The 17,155-nt window shown below is 66.4% G+C and carries 15 protein-coding genes; 2 read left to right on the top strand and 13 right to left on the bottom strand.

What is annotated here, in order from left to right:
* The first annotated feature begins 12 nt into the window (after positions 1–12).
* Together VA613_RS06410 and VA613_RS06405 are read left to right on the top strand one after the other, a co-directional pair.
* Positions 13–1,932, top strand: coding sequence for a site-specific DNA-methyltransferase (locus VA613_RS06410; protein ID WP_324781031.1), 1,920 nt, complete (start codon positions 13–15; stop codon positions 1,930–1,932).
* 33 nt (positions 1,933–1,965) lie between these two features.
* Positions 1,966–3,075, top strand: coding sequence for a retropepsin-like aspartic protease family protein (locus tag VA613_RS06405; protein WP_324781030.1), 1,110 nt, complete (start codon positions 1,966–1,968; stop codon positions 3,073–3,075).
* A gap of 42 nt (positions 3,076–3,117) precedes the next feature.
* On the opposite strand, the gene lon is transcribed toward VA613_RS06405, so the two are convergent.
* The 13 genes from lon to flhD all read right to left on the bottom strand — a co-directional run bounded on the left by lon (position 3,118) and on the right by flhD (position 17,024).
* On the bottom strand, positions 3,118–5,490 hold the full coding sequence (lon, locus tag VA613_RS06400; RefSeq protein ID WP_324781029.1) for an endopeptidase La: 2,373 nt from the start codon (positions 5,488–5,490) through the stop codon (positions 3,118–3,120).
* 64 nt (positions 5,491–5,554) lie between these two features.
* Complete coding sequence (gene motD / locus VA613_RS06395) at positions 5,555–6,346, bottom strand: flagellar motor protein MotD (protein WP_324781028.1); 792 nt, start codon at positions 6,344–6,346, stop codon at positions 5,555–5,557.
* Positions 6,347–6,349: 3 nt separating this feature from the next.
* Positions 6,350–7,087: a flagellar motor protein gene (locus VA613_RS06390; RefSeq protein ID WP_324781027.1), complete on the bottom strand. Its 738-nt coding sequence runs from the start codon at positions 7,085–7,087 to the stop codon at positions 6,350–6,352.
* The gene (locus VA613_RS06385) at positions 7,069–7,809 is read right to left on the bottom strand and encodes an RNA polymerase sigma factor FliA (RefSeq protein ID WP_324781026.1); all 741 of its coding nucleotides are present in this window, start codon (positions 7,807–7,809) and stop codon (positions 7,069–7,071) included. Before VA613_RS06385 ends, VA613_RS06390 begins: the two co-directional genes overlap by 19 nt.
* Before the next feature lie 5 nt (positions 7,810–7,814).
* Positions 7,815–8,705 carry a MinD/ParA family ATP-binding protein gene (locus VA613_RS06380; protein ID WP_324781025.1) on the bottom strand — a complete coding sequence of 297 codons (891 nt, stop codon included), beginning with the start codon at positions 8,703–8,705 and terminating at the stop codon, positions 7,815–7,817.
* Entirely contained in the window at positions 8,698–9,963 is a 1,266-nt protein-coding gene (flhF, locus tag VA613_RS06375; RefSeq protein ID WP_324781024.1) for a flagellar biosynthesis protein FlhF, read from the bottom strand. Before flhF ends, VA613_RS06380 begins: the two co-directional genes overlap by 8 nt.
* Positions 9,960–12,038, bottom strand: coding sequence for a flagellar biosynthesis protein FlhA (gene flhA / locus VA613_RS06370; protein ID WP_324781023.1), 2,079 nt, complete (start codon positions 12,036–12,038; stop codon positions 9,960–9,962). Before flhA ends, flhF begins: the two co-directional genes overlap by 4 nt.
* Positions 12,035–13,189, bottom strand: coding sequence for a flagellar biosynthesis protein FlhB (flhB, locus tag VA613_RS06365; RefSeq protein WP_324781022.1), 1,155 nt, complete (start codon positions 13,187–13,189; stop codon positions 12,035–12,037). Before flhB ends, flhA begins: the two co-directional genes overlap by 4 nt.
* A 152-nt stretch (positions 13,190–13,341) precedes the next feature.
* Positions 13,342–14,271 (bottom strand): flagellar motor protein MotB, encoded by a 930-nt coding sequence (motB, locus tag VA613_RS06360; protein WP_324781021.1) that lies wholly within the window; start codon positions 14,269–14,271, stop codon positions 13,342–13,344.
* A 37-nt stretch (positions 14,272–14,308) separates the two neighbouring features.
* Positions 14,309–15,169, bottom strand: coding sequence for a flagellar motor stator protein MotA (gene motA, locus VA613_RS06355; RefSeq protein WP_324781020.1), 861 nt, complete (start codon positions 15,167–15,169; stop codon positions 14,309–14,311).
* 154 nt (positions 15,170–15,323) lie between these two features.
* On the bottom strand, positions 15,324–16,082 hold the full coding sequence (locus VA613_RS06350) for a class I SAM-dependent methyltransferase (protein WP_324781019.1): 759 nt from the start codon (positions 16,080–16,082) through the stop codon (positions 15,324–15,326).
* A gap of 23 nt (positions 16,083–16,105) precedes the next feature.
* Positions 16,106–16,660 carry a flagellar transcriptional regulator FlhC gene (gene flhC / locus VA613_RS06345; protein WP_324781018.1) on the bottom strand — a complete coding sequence of 185 codons (555 nt, stop codon included), beginning with the start codon at positions 16,658–16,660 and terminating at the stop codon, positions 16,106–16,108.
* A gap of 46 nt (positions 16,661–16,706) precedes the next feature.
* Positions 16,707–17,024, bottom strand: coding sequence for a flagellar transcriptional regulator FlhD (flhD, locus tag VA613_RS06340; protein ID WP_324781017.1), 318 nt, complete (start codon positions 17,022–17,024; stop codon positions 16,707–16,709).
* Positions 17,025–17,155: the final 131 nt, after the last annotated feature.

Genomic DNA, 17,155 nt, shown 5'->3' with positions numbered 1-17,155 from the left:
ACGAGAAAAACCATGACCGAGAAAACCAAGAAATCCCACGACGTCACCATCGCCAAGGCCAAGGGCCGGCCCATGCTCACCTGGGTCGGCAAGAAACCCCTCGCCCGCGTCACCGCCTTTCCGGCTCAGGCCATCGAGCGCTTCGAGCTCCCCGCGCCCGCAGATAAGAATGCGGCCGGCAGCGCAGACTGCGACTGGAGCGACTGGCCCCGCAACCTGCCGCAAGGCGGCCTGCTCTACCACGGCGACAACAAGGACGTGCTCGCCCACCTGCTCGCCAACGGCTTTCGCGGCAAGGTCAAGCTCATCTACATCGACCCGCCCTTCGACAGCGGCGCCGACTACGTGCGCAAGGTGCAACTGCGCGGCGCCAAGGGCACCGTCAAGATCGATGGCGAGGACTACACCCTGGGCGAACAGGTGCAGTACAGCGACATCTGGGCCAACGACAACTACTTGCAGTTCATGTATCAGCGGATACAGATTTTGTATTCACTACTCTCTGACGACGGCGTCCTGTGCTTACACTGTGACCACAATGTCTCATACATGCTGCGCTGTGTCCTTGATGAGATCTTTGGAAGGGACAGATTCATTAACGAAGTAATTTGGCAACACGCGGTAATTGGAGCCGGTCGTGGCATATATGTCCGACTACCTAAAGCACACGAAACAATCCTTATCTACTCGAAGGGAGATAAGTACACATTCAATACGGATGAGAAAGATGTAAGGGTTCCATACAAAGACCGCATTACTGAAAACCTCCAGCAAGATGAGAAAGGGTGGTACTACACCCGCGGAAGGACTGGGACGGACAATCCATGGTCAAAAGACCCCCGTTATCTCAGAACTTACGTCGATATAGAGAAAGGAAAGCTCGTACACGATAGCTGGGATGACATCACGACTTATCGGGCCCAAGGAGATGAGTACGCCGGATATCCCACGCAAAAGCCGGAACAGCTTGTCAGGAGATTTATCTCCCTCTTGTCTTCTTCTGGCGATCTCATTCTGGATTGTTTCATCGGCTCAGGAACAACAGCTGCCATCGCCCAAAAACTCGGCCGTCGCTGGATCGGCTGCGACATCAACAAGGGGGCGATCCAGACCACGGCCAAGCGTTTGCAGGGCGTGATAGAGCAGCAGCGCGACGCGCTGGAAGCCAAAGGCAAGCAACGCAAGCTGGTGGCCGACGAAGCCGCCGCGCCCGCGCCCTGCCAGTTCGGCTTTACCACCTGGCGCGTCAACGACTACGACCTACAGATCCAGCACAACGAGGCGGTCGAGCTCGCCTGCCAGCATCTCGGGGTGACGCGCACGCGCACCGACGCCTATTTCGACGGCACGCAAGGCGGCCGGCTGGTGAAGATCGTGCCGTTCAATCACCCGCTGACGCCGCTGGACCTGGAAGCGCTGCGCGCCGAGCTGAAGACGCGGCCCGACGAGGAACGCGATATCCTGATCGTGTCGCTGGGCATCCAGCAGGACGCCCAGCAATGGGTGGACGATTACAACCGTAACCGCCCGGTGAACCGGCTGCACGTGATCGAACTGCGCACCGACGGCAAGTACGGCGGCTTCATCAAGCACGAGCCGATGAGCGCGGAGGTGTCCGTCTCGCGCGAAGGCGATCAGCTGATCGTCGACATCCGCGACGTGCTGTCGCCGACCATCCTGCAGCGCCTGAACCTCGACCAGGGCGTGTTCCGCGCCAGCATTCCCGACTGGCGCGCAGTAGTGGACTGCGTGCTGATCGACAGCCGCTACAACGGCGAGCTGTTCAATGTGGCGCTGTCCGACGTGCCCGAGCGCAAGCAGGATTTCGTCATGGGTCGCTACGAATTGCCCGCCCCACCCTCTGGCAGCCGTGTCGCGGTCAAGATCATCGACATGCTCGGCGAGGAACTGCTGCTGACGTTCGACGTGTAAGCGCGGCGGGATCGGCGAAAGAGGGAAAGACGCGTGGGCATTTACGACCGTGACTGGTACAAGGACAAGAAGGCGCAGGACAAGCTGAAGGAAAGCCTGTACGACCCGAAGCAATTCAGGGGCACCCGGGGCCAGCGGGCGTATGGACACGAGTCATCCCCGGGTGCGTCCGGCAACACCCCGAACCGACCCCAAAGCCCGACCCGGCGCGCGCTCATCTGGCTGGTGGTGGTTGCCGCGCTCGCCCTGCTCTTCCACTATGGCCCGCGGCTCAAGCGCAACGACACGCAAACAGCGGGACTCGCGCCGACCCAGCCGCTATTCACCGGCTATCAGGCCTGTACGCCCGCTGCTCTCCCGGCAAACGGCGCCGTCCAGCTCGCCGACCCCTCGCGTATGCGGCGGTCCGATGTTCTGTATTCCGGGCTGGAAATCGCCAATCGGCATCGCTTCCATGTAGTCGCCTATCTGACCGACCCCGGCACGGGGAAGCGCATGCTGGGCTTGTCCGTGCTCGCCGGCCAGACAGCACAGGCCAGTGTCCCGGTCGGCCATTACGGTTTGTTTATTCTTGCCGGGTCGTCATGGTGCAACGACCAGGCAGGTTTCCAGGACGGTGCGCGGGTGAACATCCGGGGCGGTGTCGAAGTGCAAGCCGGCGGGGCGAGCGTCCTCTCGCTGACGTCCTCTGACGCCGCCCGGCCCGAGGGCTTCCGTATCTCGGTGGGACGCCGACAACCTCAACCCCATGCGGCCTCACGACCGCAACCCAACGTCAAGGGGCCTGGCTTCGTGGATTTGACACAACGACCCGACGGCCACTATTACGCGGCCGGATACGTGAACGGAACAGCGACCGTTTTCATGGTGGATACGGGCGCCACACTCACCACGTTGTCGCCGGAAACCGCCTACAAATCCGGCATCGCTTCGTGCGCCAGCCGCACCTTCAACACGGCAAACGGTCCCGCCCAAGGCTGCGTAGCCAAAGTGTCAACAATCCAGATCGGGGACTTCGTCCTGCGGGATTTCGACGTGGCCGTCATGCCGAATTTGCCCACCGATGCGCTGCTGGGCATGAATGTAATGCGCATGCTCCGGCTTGAACAGCAGAACGGCGTGATGCGCCTGTCGATTCGCTGAGAACCAAAATCAGCATCAGCCCGCAGCCAACGGCGTCCCGCTTCACCCGAACACCACGTCCGCCACATCCTGATACCGCTTCGCGAAATGCACCGTCATCCCGGCGCGGATGTGCTCGGGCAGCTTGTCGAAGTCGCGCCGGTTGGCTTCGGGCAGGATGAGTTCGTGGATGCCGATGCGGCGCGCGGCGATGACCTTTTCGCGGATGCCGCCGACCGGCAGGACCTGGCCGGTGAGCGTGAGTTCGCCGGTCATCGCGAGCGGGCGCGGGATTTTCCTGTTCTTCGCCAGTGACAGCAGCGCGGTCGCCATGGTGACGCCGGCGCTGGGGCCGTCCTTGGGCGTCGCGCCTTCCGGCACGTGCAGGTGCACGAAGCTCTTGTCGAAGAAGGTCTGGTCGGCGCCGTAGGCCTTGAGGTGCGAGGCGACGTAGCTGTAGGCGATCTCGGCCGACTCCTTCATCACCTCGCCGAGCTTGCCGGTGAGCTTGAATCCGCGGTTGAGCGTGTGGACGCGCGTGGCCTCGACCGGCAGCGTGGCGCCGCCCATCGCCGTCCACGCAAGACCGGTGACGACGCCGACGCCGGTGATGGGCTTTTCCTTGGTGAACACGGGCTTGTCGAGGTAGGCCTCGATCTCCTTGGTGCCGATCTTGATCGGCGTGGCGGCGCCGCCGAGGATTTTCACCACGGCCTTTCTCGCGACGCGGCCCAGCTGCTTCTCCAGGTTGCGCACGCCGGCCTCGCGGGCGTAGCCCTCGATGACGTGGCGGATCGCGCCTTCGGTGATCGTGAGCTGGTTCTTCTTGAGCCCCGCCCGTTCGAGCACGCGCGGCCACAGGTGGTGCTTCGCGATCGCGAGCTTTTCCTCGGTGATGTAGCCGGAGAGGCGGATGACCTCCATGCGGTCCAGAAGCGCCGACGGGATGGAGAAATCGTTGGCGGTGCAGATGAACAGCGCTTTCGATAAGTCAAAGCGCACGTCGAGGTAATGGTCGAGGAAGTCGGCGTTCTGCTCGGGGTCGAGCACTTCGAGCAGCGCGCTCGCCGGGTCGCCCTGGTAGCTGGCGCCGATCTTGTCGATCTCGTCGAGCATGATGACGGGGTTGGCCGAGCCGACCTCCTTCAAGGCCTGCACGAACTTGCCCGGCATGGCACCGATATAGGTGCGGCGGTGGCCCTTGATCTCGGCCTCGTCGCGCATGCCGCCGACCGAGAAGCGGAAGAACTTGCGGCCGAGCGCCTCGGCGACCGACTTGCCGATCGAGGTCTTGCCCACACCCGGCGGGCCGATCAGCAGCAGGATCGAGCCGGCCATCTCGCCGCGCATGGCGCCGACGGCGAGGAATTCGATGATGCGGTCCTTCACGTCCTCGAGCCCATCATGGTCGCGGTCGAGAATCTTGCGCGCGCGTTCGAGGTCGATCTTGTCCTGGGTGTGCACGCCCCACGGCAGCACGGTCAGCCAGTCGAGGTAGTTGCGCGTGACGGTGTATTCGGCCGAGCCGGTCTCCAGCAGCGAGAGCTTGTGCATCTCCTCGTCGATGCGCTTGGCGGCCTGCTCGGGCAGGTTCAGCTTGGCGATGCGCTCGCGGAAGGTGTCGAGCTCGGCGGTCTTGTCGTCCTTGGCGATACCGAGTTCCTTCTGGATCGCCTTGAGCTGCTGGCGCAGGAAGAACTCGCGCTGCTGCTCGGTCATCTTCTCGTCGACGCGTTCGCGGATCTGCGACTGCAGGCGGGCGACATCGAGTTCCTTCTTCAGCAGGACGAGCACCTTCTCCATGCGCTTCTTCAGCGCGAACGCCTCCAGCACGTCCTGCAGCTCCTGCTTCGACGCGGTGGTGAGGCTGGCGGCGAAGTCGGTCAGCTGCGACGGCTCGTTGGGCCCGAAGCGGTTGAGGAAGAACTTCAGCTCCTCCGAATACAGCGGGTTGAGCGGCAGCAGCTCCTTGATCGTGTTGATGATGGCGACCGAGTACGCGCGGATCTCCTCCGACTCGGGCTTGCCGGGCTCGTTCGGATAATCGACGCGCACCTTGTAGGGGGCCGTGTCCGACAGCCATTCGACGATGCGGAAGCGCCGCACGCCCTCGGCGATGAACTGCATCTTGCCGTCGGCCCTCACCGGATGATGGATGCGCACGGCCGTGCCGATCGTGTGGAAGTCGGCGCGCTTGACGTCGTCGGTGTCGTCGGGCTTGACGACGACAAGGCCGACCATGTGGTGTGCGGTTTCGCCGATGGCCTCGACGGTGGAGAGCCAGGGCGCCTCGTTCATCAGCAGCGGCAGGGTCTGCGCCGGGAAGAAGGGCTTTTCGGTCAGCGGCAGCAGGTAGAGCTCGGCCGGCGGCACCGGGGTGGCCGGCAGCTGGCGTTCATCGGGAAGGACTTCCCCTTCGAGCGGGTCATTGGGCATGGTCTGATCTTCTCAATTCGTTCCGGACAGCGGAACTGGAAGTATCGGGCCTGCCCGCCCGATTTCAAGAGGCCGGGCTGCGGGGCGGGGCTTCGGGCTTCGGCTGGACCGGGATTTCCTCGACGGTGTCCGGCATGGTCGACAGGATCATCAGCTCGACGCGGCGATTGCGCGCGCGGCCTTCCGGGGTGTCGTTCGACGCCACCGGCTGGCTGGCCTCGCGCCCGACGGCGGCGAGCCGCTCGGGGGCGATGCCGTTCGCCGCCAGCAGGCGCACCACGCTGGTGGCACGCACCGCCGACAGCTCCCAGTTGGAGGCGAACGTCGAATTGGAGATCGGCACGTTGTCGGTGTGGCCGGACACCTCGAGGTTGAACGGCTCGTTTTTCAGCTTCCCGGCGACCGTGCGCAGGACCGCCAGCGATGCCGGTTCGAGTTCGGCGCGCCCCGGGGCGAACAGCACGTTCGCGTTGATCTCGATGCTGACGCCGCGGCGGCTCTGGGTGACGCGCACCTGCCCTTCCTTGACCAGCGGCGCCATCGCCTCGAGCAGGCTGCTCGCCACGGTGGTCATGTGCTCGCGTTCCTCGATCGCCTGCTGCTGCTTCAGCGTGCGCTGCCGCACTTCGGGCGGCAGCGGCGCCGGCGACACCTGCGGCACCGCCACCTCGGCTGCCGGATTGCCGAAGGCGCTGCCGAGCGCGTTGGCGAGGAGCCGGTACTTGTTCTCGTTGACGGCCGAGACCGCGTACATCACGACGAAGAAGGCGAACAGCAGCGTGATGAAATCGGCGTACGACACCAGCCAGCGGTCGTGGTTGTCGTGGTCGTAGGCGATGCGGCGACGCCGTCGCATGGCTCAGAGATACCCCTTGAGGCGGGCTTCGATGATGCGCGGGTTGTCGCCCTGCGCGATGCCGACGAGGCCGTCGCAGACGATCTCGCGCTCGGCCACGCGACGGGCGATGGTGAACTTGATCTTGTTGGCGATCGGCAGGAACACGAGGTTGGCGAGGCCGACGCCGTAGATCGTGGCGACGAACGCGACGGCGATGCCGGTTCCGAGGCGGCCCGGCTCGGCCAGGTTCTCCATCACGTGGATCAGGCCGATGACCGCGCCGAGGATGCCGAGCGTCGGCGCGTAGCCGCCCGCCGCTTCCCAGACGCGGGCGGCCTGGCGCTCGGCGGTCTCGAAGCCGACGATCTGCACGTCGAGCGTCTCACGCAGCTTCGCCGCGTCCGCGCCGTCGATCAGCAGTTGCAGGCCGGCGCGGTGGAACGGGTCGTGCGTCATGCCGAGGTGCTTTTCCAGCGCCAGCGGGCCGTCCTGGCGCGCCGTATGCGACCACTGGACGATGCGGCGGATCAGCGTGCCGCCTTCCGGCTCGGGCGGGCGGAAGGCCCATTTCGCCATCCGCACGCCGCGCACGAACACGGGAAAGGGATGGTGGATCAGCACCGCGGCCAGGGTGCCGCCCACGACGATGAGGAACGCGGCCGGCTGCATGAACAGCGCGACGTTGCCGCCTTCCATCGCCTGGCCGCCGAACACGGCGGCCGCGGCCAGCCCCAGCCCGATCAGGCTCCCACGATCCATGCGTCTTCCTTGAGCTTGGCACGCAGGCGCGCGATGGCCTGGCCGTGCAGCTGGCAGATGCGCGATTCGGACACGCCGAACACCTCGGCGATCTCGCGCAGGTTGAGTTCCTGCTCGTAGTAAAGGGACATCAGCAGCTGTTCACGCTCGGGGAGGTTCTCGATGCCGGCGATGATGCAGGCGCGCAGGTTGGCGTCGAGCAGCTGCGGCAGCGGCATGCTCGCCTCGTCGGCCGACTGCTTGTCGAGGAAGGAGTCGTCCTCGTCGGATTCGCCGAAGTCCTCGAAATAAAGCAGCTGGTGGCCGCGCGCGTCGCCCAGCATGGCCTGGTATTCGGCCAGCGGCACCTTCATGTACTCGGAAATCTCGGTCTCGCTCGGCTGCCGGCCGAGCCTGTGCTGCAGCGTGTTGATCGCCTGCTCGATCTTGCGCATCGACTGCCGCGCGCTGCGCGGCATCCAGTCGATCTGGCGCAGCTCGTCGATCATCGAGCCGCGGATGCGCTGGATGGCGTAGGCCTCGAACTGCGCGCTCTGCGCCTCGTCGTAGCGGCTGACCGCATCGAGCAGGCCGATCATGCCGGCCTGCACCAGGTCGTCCTCCTCGACGCTGGGCGGCAGGCGGCCCATCATGTGGTGCGCCAGGCGCTTCACCATCGGCATGTACTGCGTCAGCAAATCGTTCTTCTCGCTCTTCTCGCTTTTGCCGGTTGCGGTATACATGTGCCTTATCCCCTTCTGCAGGCTTCCACCAGACGGCCACCCTGGATCACGCGCTGCATGAAGCCGCCCACGCTGCCCACGCTGCCCAGGCTGGGCGGCTGCGGCCAGCGCAGCAGGCCGTCGGCCAGCTTGCGGAACTGCGAGGTCGACTGCGCGACCGGAAAGGCGTCGACCACCGAGGTGCGCAGATGGCCGGCGCGGCTGAGACGCTCGTCGAGCGGAATATAGCCGAGATAGTCGACCGCGACGCCGAGATACTGCTCGGCCGTGCGCGCGAAGTTGCGCGCCACGGCCTGCGCCTGCTCGGTCGAGGTCATGCGGTTCAGCAGCAGGCGGAACCGGCGCTTGCCGAAATTCTGCGCCAGCCGCTTGACCAGCGTGTAGGCCTGCGTGATCGCGGCGGTTCCCGGAGGCAGCACGACCATGATCTCGGACGCGGCGAGGCCGAGCGGCAGCGCGTCGGGGTCGGTCGCCTCCTCCATGTCGACGAGGACGACGTCGACGCCGCACTGCAGGCGGTTGAAGGCTTCCGCCAGCCACGCCTGGTCGCGCTCGGAGAGCCGGCCCAGCTTGTTGAAGTCGCCGCCGAGCGGCAGCACCTGCACGTTGTCCGGCCCGGCCAGCAGGAGGGCCTCGAGCGGGCAGCGGCCGGCGAGCACGTCCGCCACGTCGTAGCGCGGCGTCAGGCCGAGCGCGGCGGTCGCGCCGCGGCCGTTGTGCGCCTGGTCCACGATGAGCACGTCGCGCCCCGAGCGCGCGAGCGCCACCGCCAGGTTGGCAGTGGCGGCGGTCTTGCCCGCACCCTGCTGGCCCGACATCACGGTGATCACCTGGAAGCCGGTCTGCCCCAGCAGACGGCGCAACCCGGCGGCCTGATCGCTGACGAATTTATCCAAGGGTCACCGCGCTTTCGTGTTGGGTTGCGTGCATGCCGGAGAGCGCGAAGGCCAGCTCGTTCTCGTCCAGCTCCCAGGGCGACGCCACCGTGCGCGCCTTGAACGCGCGGTGGATCAGGTACTGGCGGTTGGCCAGATGCAGGTCCTCCGGGACGCGCTGACCGGTGGCGAGGTAATGGACGGTGAGCTGGTGGCGGATCGCGCAGTCGAGCGCGGGGCCCAGGCTCGCGGCCTCGTCGACCTTCGACAGGATGCAGCCGTCGAGGCCGCGCCGCTGGTAGGCCTGCACCACCTCGTTGAGGGTGTCGCCATGGCTGGTGGCGTTGAGGAGCAGCAGCCGCTTGATCGGCTTGCCCGCCTGGCACAGCATCTCGACCTGTTCGGCCACGGCCTGGTCGCGCTGGCTCATGCCGACGGTGTCGATCAGCACGGTGTGCTTGTTGCGCAGCTCGGTCAGCGCGAGGCGCAGGTCGGCGGCGTCGCGCACGGTATGCACGCCCACGCCGAGGATCTTGCCGTAGATGCGCAGCTGCTCGTGGCCGCCGATCCGGTAGCTGTCGGTCGTCAGCAGCGCCAGCTTGTCGGCGCCATGGCGCACCACGAAGCGCGCGGCGAGCTTGGCGGTCGTCGTCGTCTTGCCGGCGCCGGTCGGCCCCATCAGGGCGAACACGCCGCCGGCGTCGAGCATCTCGGTCTCGCTCTGCATCACCTGCAGGCGCGTCATCAGGGTGTTGCGCATCCAGGCCTGCGCCTGCTCGCCCTCGCCGCGCGGCAGCGATTCGAGCATCTCGCGGGCGAGCGTGGCGCTGAAGCCGGCTGCCAGCATGTCGCGCATGACGCCGGCGCCGGCGGGGTCGCGCCCCGGCAGGTCGCGCCACGCGAGGTCGGCGAGCTGGTTCTCCAGCCGCGCCTGCATCGCCTTGATCTCGCTGATGACGCTCTGCGCCAGCTGGGCGCTGTCCTCGGTCGGCACCGCCACGCGCTCGATCAGGCGCCGCTTGATCGTGACCGCCGGCGCAGGTTCCGCCCGCTCGTCCGGCTCGGCGACCACGCGTTCGCGCGGGCGTGCCGGCGCGGGCGCGGGGGTTTCGACGACCGGCGGCGCCATCGCCGCGATGTCCTCGGCCGGCAGCGCCAGCACCTCGACGCCGCCCTCGACCTGGCGGTTGGACAGGATGACCGCGTCCGGTCCGAGCGTGTCGCGCAACTGGCGCATGGCCTCGCGGGATGTTTTGGCGACGATGCGTTTGACGTTCATGCTGCTCCTCCTACCAGGGAAGTCACTTTGATCTGTTTGCCTTCAGGCACTTCGGCGTGTGAAAGCACTTTGAGCTGCGGCACGGTGCGCCGCAGGAAACGGGCGAGCAGCGGACGCAGCACGGCCGGCGTCAGCAGCACCGCGGGATGGCCGAGCGCCTCCTGGCGCTGCGCCGATGCCTGGGTCCGCTCCAGCAGGGTGTCGGCCAGCCCCGGCTCCATGCCGGCGCCGTCGTGCCCTGCCTGCAGCGTCTGCAGCAGCAGGCGCTCGAGATTGTGGTCGAGCGCGATCACCGGCAGCTCGCTCGAGGGGCCGTAGATCTGCTGGACGATCGAGCGGCCGAGCGCGACGCGCACCAGCGAGGTGAGTTCGCTGGGATCCTGCACCCGGCCGCCATGCTCGAGCAGCGTGTCGATGATGGTGCGCATGTCGCGGATCGCGACGCCCTCGACGAGCAGGTTCTGCAGCACCTTCTGCACCACCGACAGCGACAGCATCTTGGGCACCAGGTCCTCGACCAGCTTCGGTGCGCTCTTGCCGAGATGGTCGAGCAGCGCCTGCGTCTCCTGCCGCCCGAGCAGCTCCGCCGCGTGCAGCGTGACCAGATGGTTGAGATGGGTGGCGACGACGGTACCGGGGTCGACCACCGTATAGCCCATGGCCTGTGCCTGGTCGCGCAGCTCGGCGTCGATCCACACGGCCGGCAGGCCGAACGCGGGATCCTGGGTGGCGATGCCGGGGAGCGCCGTGACGACGTTGCCCGGGTCGATCGCGAGGAACTGGCCGGTGCGCACCTCGCCGCTGCCGATCTCGACGCCCTTGAGCGTGATGCGGTAGCTGTTCGGGTTGATCTCGAGGTTGTCGCGGATGTGCACCGCCGGCGGCAGGAAGCCGATCTCGCGCGCGAACTTCTTGCGGATGCCCTTGATGCGGCGCACCAGTTCGCCGTCGGCGGAATGGTCGACCAGCGGAATCAGCCGGTAGCCGACTTCCAGCCCCAGCGTGTCGATCGGGGCGACGTCCTCCCAGGTGGCTTCCTGCGACTCGACCGCGGCCACCGGCGGCGCCTCCACCTCGGCTTCGGCCTGCTGCGGCTGATGGCTGCGCCGCCAGGCCAGCCAGGCGAGGCCGCCGGCCAGCAGCAGGAAGGCGAAGTTGGGCATGCCGGGGATCATCCCCATCAGGCCGAGGATGCCGGCGGTGATGTAGAGCGCCTGCGTCTTGCTGAAGACGTTGGACAGCATCTGGCCGGCGATGTCCTCCTCGGTGCTGACGCGGCTGACGATGGCGCCCGCGGCGATCGAGATGACCAGCGCGGGAATCTGTGCGACGAGGCCGTCGCCGATCGCCAGCAGGGTGTAGTTCGACGCGGCATCGGCGAGCGACAGGTCGTGCTGCAGCAGGCCGATGACGAGGCCGCCGACGATGTTGATCAGCAGGATCAGGATGCCGGCGATGGCGTCGCCGCGCACGAATTTCGAGGCACCGTCCATCGAGCCGTAGAAGTCCGACTCCTGGGCGATCTCGGCCCGGCGCCGGCGCGCCTCGTTCTCGTCGATCAGGCCGGCGTTGAGGTCGGCGTCGATCGCCATCTGCTTGCCCGGCATGGCGTCGAGGGTGAAGCGCGCGCTGACCTCGGCGATCCGGCCCGCGCCCTTGGTGATGACGACGAAGTTGATCACCACCAGGATGACGAAGACGATGATGCCGACCGTGTAGTTGCCGCCGACCAGGAAATGGCCGAAGGCCTCGATCACCTTGCCCGCTGCGTCGGGGCCGGTGTGGCCGTGCAGCAGGACCACGCGGGTCGAGGCAACGTTGAGCGACAGGCGCAGCAGCGTCGACAGCAGCAGCACGGTCGGGAAGGCGGCGAAGTCGAGCGCCTTCTTGGTCGACAGGCTCACCAGCAGCACCATGATCGACAGCGCGATGTTGAAGGTGAACAGCATGTCCAGCGCGAACGGCGGCAGCGGCAGCACCAGCATCGCCAGCACGAGGACGATGAAAAGCGGCGCCGCCAGCGTGCGGGCGTTGGCGGGGTTGAAGATGTTCGAAAGACTCAGCGTACCGTTCATGCGCTAGCCCCCATGCCGGACTGCAGCGGGTCGAGTTCGGGCGGAACCGGCAGGGCCGTCGGCGCCTCGGGATGGACGCCGCCGGCCTGGCGGAAGTGGCGCAGCTGGAAGACGTAGGCCAGCACTTCGGCCACCGCTGCGTACAGGGTGGCCGGGATCTCGTCGCCGAGCTCGGTATGGCGGAACAGCGCACGCGCCAGCGGCGGCGCTTCCAGCAGCGGCACCTGGTGCCCGGCCGCGATCTCGCGGATCTTCGCGGCGACGGCGTCGGCGCCCTTGGCGACGACGCGCGGGGCGCCCATCTTGCCCTCGGTGTACTTCAGTGCGACGGCGTAGTGGGTCGGGTTGGTCACCACGACGTCCGCGGTGGGAATCTCGGCCATCATGCGGCGGCGCGCCATCTCGCGCTGCTGGGCGCGGACGCGGGCCTTGATGTGCGGATCGCCTTCGGATTCCTTGGCTTCCTGGCGCAGCTCCTCCTTGGTCATCTTGAGCTTGTTGTAGTAGCTCCAGAGCTGGTAAGGCAGGTCGAGGACGACGATGAAGATCATCGCGCCGGACGCGAGCAGGAAGATCTTGCCGAGCAGCGCGCCCATGTGCTGGATGGCGCGGGCCGGCGATTCCAGGCCCAGCGCGAAGATCGCGTCGACGTTGGACCAGATCAGCCAGACGGCGACGATGCCCAGCAGGCCCACCTTGGCGAGCGACTTGACCAGCTCGACCAGGCCCTGGGTGGAGAACATGCGCTTGAAGCCGGTGAGCGGATTGAGGCGCTTGAAGTTCGGCACGAGCGCCTTGGTGCTGAACAGCCAGCCGCGCACCAGCAGCGGCGAGGCCAGGGCCGCCAGCATCACCAGCCCGAGGAAGGGCGCGAGCGCCAGTGCGGCCTGCGTGAACTGGTCCGACAGCTGCGCCATGACGTAGGCGCTGTCGCGCCCGACCGCCGGGTCGAACTGCATGCCGCCGCGGACGATGCGGGACATGGCCTGGCCAAGCCCGCTCGCCATCATCCAGAGTGCGCCGCCGCCGACCATCAGCACGACGAACGTCGCCAGCTCGCGCGACTGCGGCACCTGGCCTTCTTCGCGCGCCTTCTCCAGCCGCTGTTGCGACGGGGCTTCTGTCCGTTCCTGATCGCTTTCCTCAGCCATCCCTGAATTCGCCTGGTTGATGAGTCCGTCCCCGCCTGGATGCCGGACGGGCTTTCTTCAGGCTGAATTATTGGACGTGTCCGGTGCGGACGATCAGGGGAATAAGGGTGGATTTGCCCCGCAATTTCGCGCCAGACGTCGGCGCCGGGGGATTACTTCGGCGCGCCCGCCTTGTCGAGCTCGTCGCGCGCCGCGTCGGCGTCGGCGACGTTGACGCCGCTGGCCTCCTTGGTGATCGCGTCCTCGGTGCGCTTGTTCATCACGATGATGCTGATGCGCCGGTTGACGGGATCGTGGGGCCCCGCGTTGTTGAACGGCACCGACGAGGCCAGCCCGACCACGCGCAGCATCTTCGATTCGGCGAGCCCGCCTGCGATCAGCTCGCGGCGCGACGCGTTGGCGCGGTCGGCCGACAGCTCCCAGTTGCTGTAGCCGCGCTCGCCGCTGGCGTAGGGCGTGGCGTCGGTATGGCCCGACAGGCTGATGCGGTTGTCCACCCCGTTCAGGACCTGGGCGATGTCGTGCAGGATCACCTTGGTGTAGGGCTGCAGTTCGGCGCTCGCCAGGTTGAACATCGGCCGGTTCTGCTCGTCGACGATCTGGATGCGCAGGCCTTCGCTGGTGATGTCGATCAGCAGCTGGCGCTTGAACTGCTTGAGCGTCGGGTTGGCGTCGATCGCGACCTCGAGGCGCTTCTTCAGGTCCCTCAGCTTCGCCGCCTCGATGCGCTCGATCTCGGCCTGGGCGGCCTTGAGGTTGTAGGTCTTCTTTTCCGCCTGGGTCTGGCCGCGCTGGATCTGCCCGCTCTTGCGGGTCAGGTCGGTGCCGCCGCCCTTGATGACGCTGGAGCTGTCGCCGCTGCCCGATCCGCCCTGCATGGCGACCTTGAGCGGCGTCTTGAAGTATTCCGCGATGCCCTCGAGGTCGCCCTTGGTGGTCGAGCCGAGCAGCCACATCAGCAGGAAGAAGGCCATCATCGCGGTCACGAAGTCGGCGTAGGCGATCTTCCAGGCGCCGCCGTGGTGGCCGCCCGCCTTCTTGCGCACGCGCTTGATGACGATGGGGGCTTTCTGCTCGCTCATATCTCGATCACGCCGCTCGCTGCCGGATGATTGGCGATCAGCGCGACTTCGCGCCCTTGACGTGCTCTTCCAGCTCGCTGAAGGACGGCCGCTCGGTCGAGAACAGCACCTTGCGGCCGAACTCCACGGCGATCGCCGGGGCATAGCCGTTGATGCTCGCCAGCAGCGTCACCTTGATGCACTGGAACACCTTGGTCGACTCGTGCAGCTTCTGCTCGAGCAGGGTCGCCAGCGGCCCGACGAAGCCATAGGCGAGCAGGATGCCGAGGAAGGTGCCGACCAGCGCGTGCGCGATCAGGATGCCCAGCTCCGCCGGCGGCAGGCCGACCGACTCCATCGTGTGGACCACGCCCATCACCGCCGCCACGATGCCGAACGCGGGCATGGCGTCGCCCAGCTTGGCGATGACGTGCACCGGCACCTCGCCCTCGTGATGATGGGTCTCGATCTCGTTGTCCATCAGGTTTTCGATTTCGAATGCGTTCATGCTGCCGCTGACCATCAGGCGCAGGTAGTCGGTGAGAAACTCGATGAGGTGATGGTCCGCCATCACCGCCGGATACTTGGCGAACAGCGGGCTGTCCTGCGGCGCGTCGACGTCGGCCTCGACCGACATCAGGCCCTCCTTGCGGATCTTGGTCAGCAATTCGTACAGCAGCGCCATCAGGTCCATGTACAGCGCGCGCGTGTACTTCGAGCCCTTGAGCACGGTCGGCAGCGCCTTCAGCGTCGCCTTGACCGCCTTGCTGTTGTTGCCGACGAAGAATGCGCCCGTCGCGGCGCCGCCGATCATGAGGAGCTCCACCGGCTGGAACAGCGCCGCCAGATGGCCGCCCGCCAGCGCGAAGCCCCCGAAGACGCTGGCCAAGACGACAAGATACCCAACGATGACTAGCACGAACGTGTCTTCCTTCCGATTGATCCAGGGGGTGGGGAGCAAACCCGCCTTGGCCGGGTCGCGCAGGATGCGAAGCCGATGCCCTCAGGTAGAGAATTCGACCGGATCGCCCGAAACTTGATGGCGACGCGCGAGTATTTCGGCGGCACGCGCGTCACATCCGCCAGGCGTAAAGCGTGTGGCGGCCGCCCGCCTCCTCTGCCTCCACGCGGTCCGGCAGACGGCCTTCGACCGGAAACGCGAGGCTCAGGAACAGCGTGCCGCGGCGCATCTGCGCCTGCGCCTGCCGCCAGAGGTCGGGCATCGCGGCCGGCGAGAGAAAGGCGAACACGACGTCGAATTCGCCCAGGTCGAGGCTCGCGTAGTCGCGGCGCAGGAACTCGACGCGGCTCCCCTTCAGCCATGCGCGCAGGCGGCTGATCAGCCAGGGCGCCGGCGCGATTTCGGTGCCATACAGCCTTGCCTGCGGGAATTCCCGCTCCAGGAAGAGCGGCACGCCGCCGAGTCCGCTGCCCAGGTCGACGAAGGCAAAGGGACCCGCCTGCGGCAACAGCGTCGCCAGCGTCCGGCGCGCCCGTTCGCCCGACAGGAAAAGCGGGACCCGGGTACGGACGGTGCTCCAGTAGAAAAGGAGGAGCAGCACGAAGCCCGCGAGGTAAACGCCTCCCGGCAGCGTGGCCTGGGTCGCCGCGAGGGCGCCCGGCAGGAAGCCGAGGTGCAGCACCTGCCACCACGGGGGCTGGCGCCAGGACCGGCTCAGGGCCGCGGCGAGCGCGCCCTGTGCCAGCACAAGCGCCGTGAGGGAGTCAGGAAAGGGAAATGACGGCGGCAGCAGCCGCGCCAGCAGGACAAGCGCCGCAAGCGCGGCGCACTGGATGGCGAGCGACTGGACGCCGACCGGCAGGCGCGCCATCGGGATCACCGCAGCCGTCGCCCTCAGGCGGCGGCAGTCAGTGCGGTCGCGGCCTCGGCCTTGGCCTTGCGGGTCTTGCCGGCGCGTGCCGGAATGTTGCACAGGCCGCAGACGTAGTGGGTGTGGAGATCGTCCGGGTGGACGACGAAGTGGCCGCCGCAATGGCTGCAGACGGCGGTGTCGAGCATGCGGCTTTCGAAGAAGCGGTTCAGCGTCCACGCGCGGGTGAAGCTCAGCACTTCCTCGATCTGGTTGGTATGCAGGTATTCCTGATACAGGCGGTAGCTCTTCAGCACGGCCTCGATGCCGCTGCAGTCGCTGTTCTTCGTGATGTAGCGGTGGATGTTGATGAACAGCGAGGAATGGACGTTGGGGAGCCAGGTCAGGAACCAGTCGGTCGAGAACGGCAGCATGCCCTTCGGCGGCGACACGCCCTTGACCTCCTTGTAGAGCTTGAGCAGGCGCTCGCGCGACAGCGAGGTCTCCGACTCCAGCACCTGCGGGCGGGCGCCCAGTTCGATCAGTTCGATCGCCAGCTGGGTGTCGCGCATCTCGTTCAACAGGCTTTTCTTGCTCATGCTTCCCCTCCCCCCGCGTGTTTCTTTTTTCGGCGCCGGCCGCGCTTCAGGCGAAGGCCTCGACGGCCTGGCCGGCCATCAGGATGGCGGCGTGGGACTGCGCCAGGGCGCGGTCCTTGGTGTAGCTCGTCAGCATGTTGAGGACGGCGCCGTCGTCGAAGCGGAAGCGCGAGACCATCATGCCGGAAGCGGCCAGCTTCAGGATCTGGGCAGGGGTCAGGGCCTCGATCAGGTCGGCGACGTCCTGGCTGATGCCCAGGCGAAAGACGGCGGTGGCCTTGTCGTGTTGGATCATGCTCTGCGCCAGCATCAGGTAGTTCAGGTTGACATCGCGCATTTCATCCAGCATTTCTTCGAGTTTCATGGTCCTGCCCTCTTTCGTCGAAATTTTTTCGAAAGCCACACTTAAGTCGGCGTGGTGAATTCGTTTTCGGACGACACCCCGGAAAGTTAATGTGGACGGACGCTGTATTGCGTGACGGCGTTTTCTTACCC

The organism is Thiobacillus sp. SCUT-2 (assembly GCF_035621355.1).
Lineage (GTDB): Bacteria > Pseudomonadota > Gammaproteobacteria > Burkholderiales > Thiobacillaceae > Thiobacillus > Thiobacillus sedimenti.
Note: the sequence above shows the minus strand (reverse complement) of the source record. Positions and strands in the feature narration are given on the sequence as shown.